This window comes from Paenibacillus oryziterrae (genome assembly GCF_042610485.1).
Classification (GTDB): Bacteria; Bacillota; Bacilli; order Paenibacillales; family Paenibacillaceae; genus Paenibacillus_AQ.
The window spans coordinates 130868-141121 of record NZ_JBGJZO010000012.1 but is presented as its reverse complement, the minus strand read 5'-3'; the positions used below and the strand labels follow the sequence as shown (position 1 = coordinate 141121).

The following is a 10254-nucleotide window of genomic DNA, read 5'->3' as shown; positions in this document are numbered from 1 at the left end:
TAAACAAGCTGACTCCTGTTGAGTACAGGAATCAGCTTGTAGCCTAGGTCTTTTTTCAATGTCTACTAAATGGGGTCTTGACCACTTCGTCTACAAACGCGGAGGCGGCCTTTTTTTTGTCATGTATAAAATTAAACTTTACCGTGATGCATGCTTCGGATTCCGATATACTTATAGGAAATGTTGATTAAATACCCTATTCCTTCACAGAAAAGAGTGAGCACAAACATGCTTCGTCGCTTCTTCACTTATTATCATCCCTACCGCAAGCTCTTTATATTGGATTTCGTCTGCGCGGTCGGCGCCGGACTACTGGAGCTCGCTTTTCCGGTGGCTGTAAACAGGTTCATCGATGATCTGCTGCCGGGGCAGAACTGGCCGCTGATCCTGGCAGCGTGCTTTGCCTTATTCGCCATCTATTTCCTCAATACGGTGATGCAGTACGTAGTAACCTACTGGGGCCATATGCTGGGCATCAACATCGAAACCGATATGCGCAAAAAAATGTTCGACCACATTCAGAAATTATCCTTCCGCTTCTTCGACAACAATAAAACCGGTCATCTGATCGGCCGGATTACCAATGATCTGAATGACATCGGTGAGGTAGCCCACCACGGTCCGGAGGACGTATTTATTGCGGTCATGACGCTGATCGGTGCCTTTGTGCTGATGGCAGATATCAACTTGAAGCTTGCGATTATTACCTTTATCATCGTTCCGCTGATGGCCTGGGTCATTATTTACTTCGGACGCAACATGACCTCCACCTACCGCAGGCTGTTTGGCAACGTTGGCAGCTTCAATGCGCGTATCGAAGATAACGTCGGCGGTATCCGGGTCGTGCAATCTTTTGCCAATGAGAATCATGAAAAAGAGCTGTTCGCCGTGGACAATCAAATGTTCCGCCAGTCCAAGCTGCTTGCCTATAAGATTATGGCGAAAAGCTTATCGGTCACCTATATGATGACACGCCTCATTACCATTCTGGTCATGCTGAGCGGCGCCTGGTTCTTCATCCAGGGGGAACTGCAGATTGGTGAGTTCGTGGCATTTATTCTCTTGTCCAACATCTTCTTCCGCCCGATCGAGAAGATCAACGCTGTTATTGAAAGCTATCCCTAGGGAATCGCCGGGTTCAAGCGTTACCTGGAGATTATGGATACCGAGCCAGATATCAGCGACCCGCCGAATGCCGTCGTTGCCGGTCACCTGCACGGAGACATCGTCTTCGAGCATGTCTCTTTCGGCTATGAGCAGAACCGTGAGGTGCTGAACGACATCAGCCTAAACATTACTGCTGGGGAGACCGTGGCCTTTGTTGGCCCATCCGGTGCCGGCAAGACCACCATCTGCAGCCTGCTGCCCCGTTTCTACGATGTGACCGGCGGGCGGATCACCATTGACGGGACGGATATCCGTGAGTACCAGCTGGAATCACTGCGCAAGCAGATTGGCATTGTCCAGCAGGATGTATTCCTCTTCTCCGGCACGATCCGCGAGAATATCGCCTACGGCAAGCTGGATGCGCAGCTGGATGAGATCTGGCAGGCAGCCCGGCGCGCACATCTGGAGGATCTGATCACAAGTCTCCCGGATGGCATGGATACGGTAATTGGAGAACGCGGTGTGAAGCTGTCCGGCGGGCAGAAGCAGCGCCTTGCGATCGCCCGGATGTTCCTGAAGAACCCGCCGATTCTCATCCTCGATGAAGCCACGTCTGCACTGGATACGGAGACAGAAGCCGCCATTCAGCAGTCGTTGGCTGAGCTGTCCGTCGGCCGGACTACACTCGTCATCGCCCACCGCCTGACCACAATCAAGAATGCGGACCGCATCATTGTGGTGAGTGAAGACGGCATTGCCGAGGAAGGCCGGCATGAAGAGCTTGTCAGTGCAGGAGGCGTATACAGCCGTCTGCATCAGGCGCAATATAACGCTTAAGCTTTCTGTTGTTAAAGCGGCATGTATAACAAAAGAGCTGTCCGGACCGGAGTATGGTCTGGACAGCTCTTCTTTATGGCAGTCTCCCGGTTGAGGGGAACTGCTATTTTTTCGCGATATGCACCTTCAGTTGCTTGCCCTTAATCGTCGTTGTCTTCATTGCTTCCAGCACCTGCTTGCCTTTACCATTCAAGATATCTACATAGGAGACGTTATCCTGGATCGTGATGATGCCGATATCCTCTACGGTGATGCCCTCCAGCTTGGCTATAGTGCCGACGAAATCCACGGCGCGCAGCTTCTTTTTCTTGCCGCCATTGAAGTAGAGCTTCATGATATCTTTGTTTAAGCTCTCACTCTTGTCCTGCTTAAGCAGCGGTTGAAACCCGATCGTCTGTTCAAAAGCTTCCCTCGCTTCGTCTACCTCTTCAGCCGAAGGCGCTTCTACAACCGGGATACTGAAGCCGATGTATTCTTCGATTTCTGCCACCCATTTATGTTCGTTCGGCGTGACGAAGGTGATCGCTTTTCCTTGGTTGCCCGCACGTCCGGTCCGGCCGCTGCGATGCACATAGCTTTCTTTTTCCATCGGAATGTCGTAATTAATTACATGGGTGATATTCTCGATGTCAATTCCCCGTGCCGCAACATCCGTAGCGATCAGATACCGGAACCGGCCCCGCTTGAACGCCTTCATAACCTCCAGCCGCTCATCCTGCATCATACCGCCATGAATCTTGTCGCAAGGATAATCGGCATCGGCAAATCCCCTGAACAAAGCATCCACTTGATCCTGCGTCCGGCAGAAAATAATACAGCTGTCCGGGTTCTCCACCGTGATGAGATCTTTCAATAGCTTAAACTTCGCAGGCTGCTTCACTTCAATTAGCATATGCTCAATGGTGGGGGCCGCAACCGCTTCGGTATTGATCTCAATATCCACTGGAGTCTTCATGTATTTAAGGCACAGATTCTTTACGGCCTCGGGAAGAGTTGCAGAGAACAGCATCGTCACCCGGTCCTGCGGCAATTTGCTGAGAATCGCATCCACTTGCTCAATAAAACCCATATTCAGCATCTCATCGGCTTCATCAATGACCAGGTATTGAATCTTGCTCAGATGAAGCGTACCCCGCTCAATGTGGTCAAAGACACGTCCCGGTGTACCTACTACCACATGGCATTTCTGTGAGAGCTCGTCCTTCTGCTGGGCAAAAGGCTGCTTGCCGAATACAGCTACGGCCTTGATACGTTTGAAGCGCCCGATGTTAGTAATGTCCTCTTTCACCTGAACAGCCAGCTCGCGGGTTGGTGTCAGAACCAGAGCCTGCGGCCTATTCTCCGCCCAGTCCACGGACTCGCAGAGCGGAATAGCGAAGGCAGCCGTCTTCCCGCTCCCGGTCTGTGATTTCACGATCAGATCCTGTCCCTCGAGAGCAACGGGCAGAACCCTGCTCTGCACCTCCGTCGGCTGCTCATAGTTCAGCACTTCCAGAGCTCTTAGTATATCTTCACTTAGGTGATAATCCTTAAATTCCTGCTTACTCATGGTTTGAACCCCATTCCTTATAGAACTGCTCCAGATAACTCAGCATAAAAGCATGCCGTTCCTCGGCGATGGTGCGGCCGTAGGAGGTATTCATTGAATCTTTAAGCTTTAGCAGCTTCTCGTAGAAATGGTTAACGGCTGTGCCTTTGGAATAGTCCCGGTACTCTTCCTTGAGCGACTCGTCTCGTGGCGGAAGCCCAGGGATATGCAAAGGACGTCCCTTCGCACCCGAGAAGGCGAATACTCTGGCAATTCCGACCGCACCCAATGCGTCCAGCCGGTCGGCATCCTGAACGACCCGTCCTTCGAGCGTAGCCATCGGCTGCCCGCCTCCACCGCTATAGGACATCGTCCCGATGATGTTCATGATGTGGCTGGTCTGTTCCTGATTATCCAAATGTGAGGAGAGCCAGCCGCTAACCTTGTCCAGTCCCGCTTCCTTGGAGTCATTCAGCTTCTCATCAGCTACATCATGCAGCAGCGCCGCAAGTTCGCATACCAAGCGATCTGCGTTCTCCATTTCAGCGATAACACCAGCGGTATTTCTGACCCGGTCGGAATGCCACCAGTCATGTCCGGTAGTATCGGCGCCGAGCTGTTCCACTACATAAGCTTCAGCTTGGCTAATAATTAATGCTTTATTCATTCTGTAACTCCCTTATCTATTAATCATGATCTCGAAATAAATCGAATGATATCGAATTGAATCGGATTGAGTACAACAATCATCATACTGAATCAACGTCATCACCACAAGGGCGGAGAAACCTTATATTTAGAAGGGAACTGCGTGATTATCTGTGAGCAGAGGCTTTTCTGTCAGCCATAGTTCTGCCGGACCCGCTCAAAATATGTAAATTGGCCTTTTGCAGCGCCGTGTTTTTTGTTCATAATGAGCAAAACCGGATACACCATTTCTTGCCTTGCCAAACGGCTCATTAAGGAGACAGGAGTGTTATTCATGACTATTGTGTACCGCATCAACACCCCACTTACAGCTCAACAAGCGGCCGGCATCTTTATCAGCTCCGGCATCAGACGCCCGGTAGAAGACCTGGACCGGATTGCCAGAATGCTGGAGCATGCCGATGTCCTCATCACCGCCTGGGACGGCGATCAGCCTGTGGGCTTGGCCCGGGCCATTACGGATTATGCTTACTGCTGTTATTTATCCGATCTTGCCGTACGCAAGGAATATCAGAAGCAGGGTATCGGCAAAGAGCTCGTGAACGTGCTGCGCGGGCATTTGGGAGAGGAAGCCATGCTTCTATTACTCTCTGCTCCCTCAGCTATGGATTATTATCCTCAGCTCGGGTTCGATAAGCTGATGAACGCGTTCCTGATTCCCCGGACGAAATAGTGAAAGCGGGTTCTCCGGGCATGCACCATGTGTATTCACAGCACATTAAAAAAGCCTGTTCCTCCGGCAGCACTCTGGCCGGAAGAACAGGCTGTATTCTTTTATAAGGATGAGGACTTTCCGAACCTGACTGCAAATCTACGCCTGATGTGTTCCTTCATTAATTGCGCGGATAATCTCCAAGGGAAGCTTCGGCTTTCGGTCATAGGTAAGCAGGCCATTAATCTCCTGTTCCACATCAGTCAGCTGCGTATAGCAATAACCTTGGACGACGCCGGAGGCAAGCAGAGGCGCGATTACCGCGTCCAGCCGCTGAGCATAGTCTTCATCACTGCTGGCACCGGAGTAGCCCCAGCCGTCCCAGTGGCTTTTTTTATAAGCGACTCCCCCGAACTCTGTGACCAGAATCGGCTGATTCTGATACGGATAGCCCTCAACAGCCAGCTTGCGGTTGCCTGGCATCCCGCTTACGGCCCGCTCTGCCGAGGCATAACGTTCCTCCAGCACCTCACGCCGCCATTCATAGTCATGAATGTTGAACAAGTCCGTGCTCACTAATTCCCAGCCGTCATTGGATACTACCGGCCGCATGGAATCCAGGGATTTGGTCAGATGGTACATGGCCAGGGCATGCTGCTGCTGGCGTTTGTCGATGGCGATATTCGGCACACCCCAGCTTTCGTTGAGCGGCACCCAGACCACAATGGACGGATGGTTATAGTCCCTTTCGATGCTCTCCTGCCATTCGTTCGTGAACCGGCGCACATATTCCTCTGAATACTCATAGGCATTGGCGGCTTCTCCCCATACGAGCAGCCCCAGCTTATCGCACCAGTACAGGTAACGCGGGTCCTCCAGCTTCTGGTGCTTACGTGCCCCGTTAAATCCCATTTCTTTGGTCAGTTCAACGTCCCGGCGGATGTCATCATCACTTGGAGGCGTCAAATTGCCATCAGGGAAATATCCCTGATCCAGCACTAGCTTCATGAAATAGGGGCGGTTGTTCAGGCACAGCTTCCCGCTTTCGATGGATATTTTACGCATACCGAAATAGCTTGTGGTTTCATCGAGAACTTTCTCGTCATCCCGCAGCGTGAAGGTGACATCATATAAATTCGGACGCTCGGGCGACCACCATCTGCCCAGACCATGGTCATTGAAATCGCTGAGCAAGATGCTTCTGGTTTCCTGTGAATTTCTTATGGAATACACATCGCTTGATACCGGTTGGCCCTCAAAGGTAATATCCACCTGCAGCTTAAGGCCTTCTTCCTTCAGCGGTCCTTTGATGAACGTACGCAGCTCAATGCTTTTATTATCGATATCGGGGGTGAATTTCACCTTGTCCAAATAAGTAGAAGAAACAGCTTCCATCCATACGGTCTGCCAGATCCCGGTCGTCCGGGTGTAGAATATGCTAGCTGAATCACTTTTCCAGTATTGCTTGCCTCTTGGCAGGGTCACATCCTTGCTGTAATCCACGGCCTTTACCACCAGCCGGTTAGCGGTTTGGCCTGTATGGTCAAGCGCTGCGCTGATGTCCGCACAGAAAGGGGTATGCCCGCCTTCGTGTCTGGCTACCAGAATGCCATTCACCCAGACAGACGCTTCATAATCAACGGCTCCAAAATGCAGCAGAATTCCTTGTCCCCGGAAATTCTCCGGGATGTTCAGCTCGCGGCGGTACCAGACTGTATCATGAAATCCGGGATCTCCGATTCCGCTCAGGGTGCTTTGAAAGGCAAACGGAACCTGAATCCGGCGTGACAAATCTTTCGTTCCCAGATGCCAGCCTTCTGCTTCGCCCACACCATCATCATCAAAATCAAATTGCCATTCCCCATTTAAGTTAAGCCATGAATCCCTAATAAACTGCGGACGCGGATATTCCGCCCGAACCTGCTCGGCCATATGAATCCCTCCAATTTACTGTAAGTAGTCTATATTTCCATCAGTTTGCCTCGGTCCGTGTGCTGTCCCTGTATTCTTTAGGTGACAATCCGCTCAGGTTCTTGAAGACCCTGTTAAAATGACGGACATTCGCAAACCCCGTCTCCTCGGCAATCACATTAATTTTATCGTTTGTGAAAGCCAGTCTCTTTCTGGCTTCCCGTGTGCGGACCTGTGTCAGATGTTCGATGAACGTAACTCCGGCTTTTTGTTTGAACAGGTTGCTGAAATATGCCGGGTTTAAAAAAACCTCGTCCGCAACCTCCTTCAACGTCAGCGGCTGCTCGAAATGCGCTTCAATATACCGCTGTGCGGCAGCTATCGGATCCCGGTCATGCTGTTCTCTGGATAAAGCAATCACATCTGTTAGCTGACTTAGCAGCTCCTGACACTGCTCCGTCAGCTCCTGCCGGGAGGAGATTGCACAAATCTCAAACAATACCTTACGGATATCCTTCGAGCCTAACCATTGCTCAGTTACTCCCAGTTCCTCGGCCAATTCATAGTAATACAGCAGCAGCTTGCAGATCTGCTGATGGATGCTCTCAGGGGAGGGGGCGGAGCTGCAGAGGTCATCGATCAGCTGACCGATTATTCCGTTAAACTTCTCACGTCTGCCCTCCACAATCGAATTCTCAAGCATTTCCCAGGACCATTTGCGGTGAGTCGTGCCGAAATGAGAATTGCTAGTCATAGCCTCGTACTCCAGCAGATTATCTCCTCCTACAATCAACCGGTACAAAAGGGCAATTTCGGCTTCATTATAAGCCTTCGGGATACTCTGAAGTCCTTCAACCGGCGTGCTGATGCCAATCGTAACCGTCAGCTTGGATAGAGAACGAATCTGACGGCGGATCATTTCACCCAGTGAGCCTGGACTGGTCCAGGATTGCTTCGTGTCCGCTACATTGACCAGAGCCACGACCTCTGTATCCGACAGCACAAAGCTCAGTCCTTTGGCATGCCGGTCAATCATTTCCTGCACAAACTGTTGGATATACAGTTGGAATAATGAAGCATCACTGCGGAGATAACGCTCCTTCTCTACGGAGTGTTTATCCAGCTTAATGACCATGCAGACGAAATACGGATGCTGAAAGACGATACCCATTTCGCTCAGCAGCTTCAGTTCATTCTCATCTGTTTTGCCTTTGAGCAGACTTTCAATTAAATGTTCGGTAACATGTCGCCGGACGGTCGGCTGTGCACCCCACGATGCCTGACTGGGCTTCGCTTGCCGCTCTGCAATCTCCAGCTTCAGCTTCTCAAGCACACGGCCTAGTTCTTCCCGTTCAACCGGTTTCGTCAGGTAATCCTTCGCACCTTGTCTCATCGACTGCTGCACATAGACGAATTCGTCGTAACCGCTGACCACGACTGTCATTAAATCCTTGAAGCGCCCTCCAGCCACTTTCTGCAGCTGAATTCCGTCCATCCGGGGCATGCGTATATCCGTCAAGAGAACTTCAGGCGCGAATTCTTCCAGTTTATCAAGCGCATCATAGCCATCACTGGCTTCACCGACAATCTCCCAGCTGTCATCCAGGCTCGAAATCATCTTCCGCAGCCCTTTGCGGAAAATCGATTCATCATCAACGATCAGAATTTTGGGCATACCCGTCCTCCTCCCTTCATTGTCCCGGCAAGTACATCACCGGCAGCCGAAGTACGGCACGAAACCCTTGGAAAGGCATACTCTCCAGAGACAACCCGAACTCCACACCATAATGCAGCACAATCCTGCGGTGTACATTAAGCAGGCCATTTCCAGACCGCCCGCCTAAATCCGTCGTATTCCGCAGCCGCATGCGCAACGATTCCAGCGCATCTGCAGCCATACCGATTCCATCATCATCAATCGTAATCGTCAGCACCTGGTTCACTTTGGCAGCGGTAAGCGTGATCCTTCCTTCACCTACGCCTTTGTCCAGCGCATGATTAATGGAGTTCTCCACCAGCGGCTGGATCATCAGTGGAATGACCTTGCATTCCAACAGCGCAGGATCGATATTCATCTCAAAAATAATCCGTTCCTCATAGCGCATCTGCTGGATTTTCATATAACCGCTCACATGGTCAAGCTCATCGCGCAATGTCACATGCTCCTTGCGTCCACTCAGGCTGTACCGTAGAAGCTTACTAAGATTATTAGCCATCGTGATGATCTCGCGGTTCCCCTCCATTTCAGCATACATACTGATCGAGCCCAGCGTATTATAAAGGAAATGCGGGTTGATTTTACTTTGTAGGGCGGCAATTTGCGCATCCTTCTCGCGGATTTCGGTCTCGTACAACAGATAACCAAGCTCACTCAGCTTCGCAATCATTCCGTTAAAAGAGTTCCCTAACATTCCGACCTCATCACTTCCGGTCACAGGGAAGCTCATACTGATATCTCCACGCTCGACATTCCGCATGAGACGGCTCAGCTTGCGCAGCGGGCGGGTGATCCGGTAAGCAATAAATACATATAGAAGCAGGGCCAGCCCGACACAGGAAATACCAATAAGAATGATATATTTGCGCAGCGTATCCGTATCCTTCATCAGGCTTGCCACGGGAACAATACCAACGGTAGTCCAGCCTGTCACCTCTGAGGTCACATGGGCAACCAGCAAACCACTGCCTTTAGTACGGACATGATTTACTCCTTCTCCCGTTCTGCCCAGATACAGGGATGGAGCCATTTCTTCCCCGCTGTTATCTTTACGGATAACCAGATTGCCGGAATCATCTGCAATATATAACGATTCTTTGGCATCCAGCTTGACCTTGGACAGGATTTCGCTGATAAACTTGGGATCTACATCAATGACGATATAACCCAGTGTCTGTCCGGAATCGAAGCTCCGCAGCTCTCTGACAATGGAGAACGCTTGATATACATTGCCTCCTGTCGAACTGACATCATGGGTGGCTACGAAGACCGGGTCACCATAATGCCCTTTGAATTTGTTCAGCCACTCCACGTTCTCATCCAGTTTATAAGTCGTTACATATTGGCTCTCCGGCAACACCACATAAGAGGCTCCTCCGGCTCCATATAATGAGACTCCGAGAATATCTACCCGGCCGTTCAAAAAAACCTGGGTGACGAAGTTGTTCAGTTCACTGATTTCATCCAGGGTTAAGGGCTGCCTTGGTGATCTTGGGGTTTCCAGATACGTGGTCACTTTGGGATACTGGTAGGGCATAACCGTCAACCGGTTCAGCTCATTCATATAGGTGTCAATATTCAATGTGAGCTGCTTCAGCGTCTGAAGCTGATAGTCACCGACCTTAGCCTCCGTAGTTTCGGCAAAACGGGCAAACGCAAAGTATCCCATCAGCCCCAGCGGCAGCACGATGAAGACTACATTAATCAGTATAAGCTTGCGCGCCAATGCCAAATTCCGAAACCAGTTCCCGAATGCTTTCAAGCGGTTCTCCCCTTTAGCCCACCTGTGAGGTT

The 10254-nt window shown here is 50.8% G+C and carries 6 protein-coding genes and 1 pseudogene; 2 read left to right on the top strand and 5 right to left on the bottom strand.

Annotated features, from left to right (window positions below; all coding sequences use genetic code 11):
• The first annotated feature begins 228 nt into the window (after positions 1 to 228).
• Positions 229 to 1944, top strand: a pseudogene (locus tag ACAN55_RS14590) (ABC transporter ATP-binding protein).
• Between the two features lie 103 nt (positions 1945 to 2047).
• Here the strand turns inward: ACAN55_RS14590 and ACAN55_RS14585 are convergent.
• Positions 2048 to 3493 carry a DEAD/DEAH box helicase gene (locus ACAN55_RS14585; protein ID WP_379133994.1) on the bottom strand — a complete coding sequence of 482 codons (1446 nt, stop codon included), beginning with the start codon at positions 3491 to 3493 and terminating at the stop codon, positions 2048 to 2050.
• The gene (locus ACAN55_RS14580; RefSeq protein WP_379133991.1) at positions 3486 to 4139 is read right to left on the bottom strand and encodes an HD domain-containing protein; all 654 of its coding nucleotides are present in this window, start codon (positions 4137 to 4139) and stop codon (positions 3486 to 3488) included. The genes ACAN55_RS14585 and ACAN55_RS14580 overlap by 8 nt, the downstream gene beginning before the upstream one ends.
• Positions 4140 to 4454: 315 nt before the next feature.
• Here ACAN55_RS14580 and ACAN55_RS14575 point away from each other — a divergent pair, with 315 nt between their 5' ends.
• Positions 4455 to 4853 (top strand): GNAT family N-acetyltransferase, encoded by a 399-nt coding sequence (locus ACAN55_RS14575; RefSeq protein WP_379133988.1) that lies wholly within the window; start codon positions 4455 to 4457, stop codon positions 4851 to 4853.
• 138 nt (positions 4854 to 4991) lie between these two features.
• Here ACAN55_RS14575 and ACAN55_RS14570 read toward each other — a convergent pair whose 3' ends face one another.
• From ACAN55_RS14570 to ACAN55_RS14560, 3 genes are read right to left on the bottom strand one after another with little or no spacing between them, the layout of a single operon-like run.
• Entirely contained in the window at positions 4992 to 6764 is a 1773-nt protein-coding gene (locus ACAN55_RS14570) for a glycoside hydrolase family 2 protein (protein ID WP_379133986.1), read from the bottom strand.
• Between the two features lie 40 nt (positions 6765 to 6804).
• Positions 6805 to 8418: a response regulator gene (locus ACAN55_RS14565; protein WP_379133984.1), complete on the bottom strand. Its 1614-nt coding sequence runs from the start codon at positions 8416 to 8418 to the stop codon at positions 6805 to 6807.
• A gap of 16 nt (positions 8419 to 8434) precedes the next feature.
• Positions 8435 to 10222 (bottom strand): sensor histidine kinase, encoded by a 1788-nt coding sequence (locus ACAN55_RS14560; RefSeq protein ID WP_379133981.1) that lies wholly within the window; start codon positions 10220 to 10222, stop codon positions 8435 to 8437.
• Positions 10223 to 10254: the final 32 nt, after the last annotated feature.

Bases quoted from the DNA above. Each gene is read 5' to 3' on its own strand.
- ACAN55_RS14585 (WP_379133994.1), bottom strand. From the start codon at position 3,493: ATGAGTAAGCAGGAATTTAAGGATTATCACCTAAGTGAAGATATACTA.
- ACAN55_RS14580 (WP_379133991.1), bottom strand. From the start codon at position 4,139: ATGAATAAAGCATTAATTATTAGCCAAGCTGAAGCTTATGTAGTGGAA.
- ACAN55_RS14575 (WP_379133988.1), top strand. From the start codon at position 4,455: ATGACTATTGTGTACCGCATCAACACCCCACTTACAGCTCAACAAGCG.
- ACAN55_RS14570 (WP_379133986.1), bottom strand. From the start codon at position 6,764: ATGGCCGAGCAGGTTCGGGCGGAATATCCGCGTCCGCAGTTTATTAGG.
- ACAN55_RS14565 (WP_379133984.1), bottom strand. From the start codon at position 8,418: ATGCCCAAAATTCTGATCGTTGATGATGAATCGATTTTCCGCAAAGGG.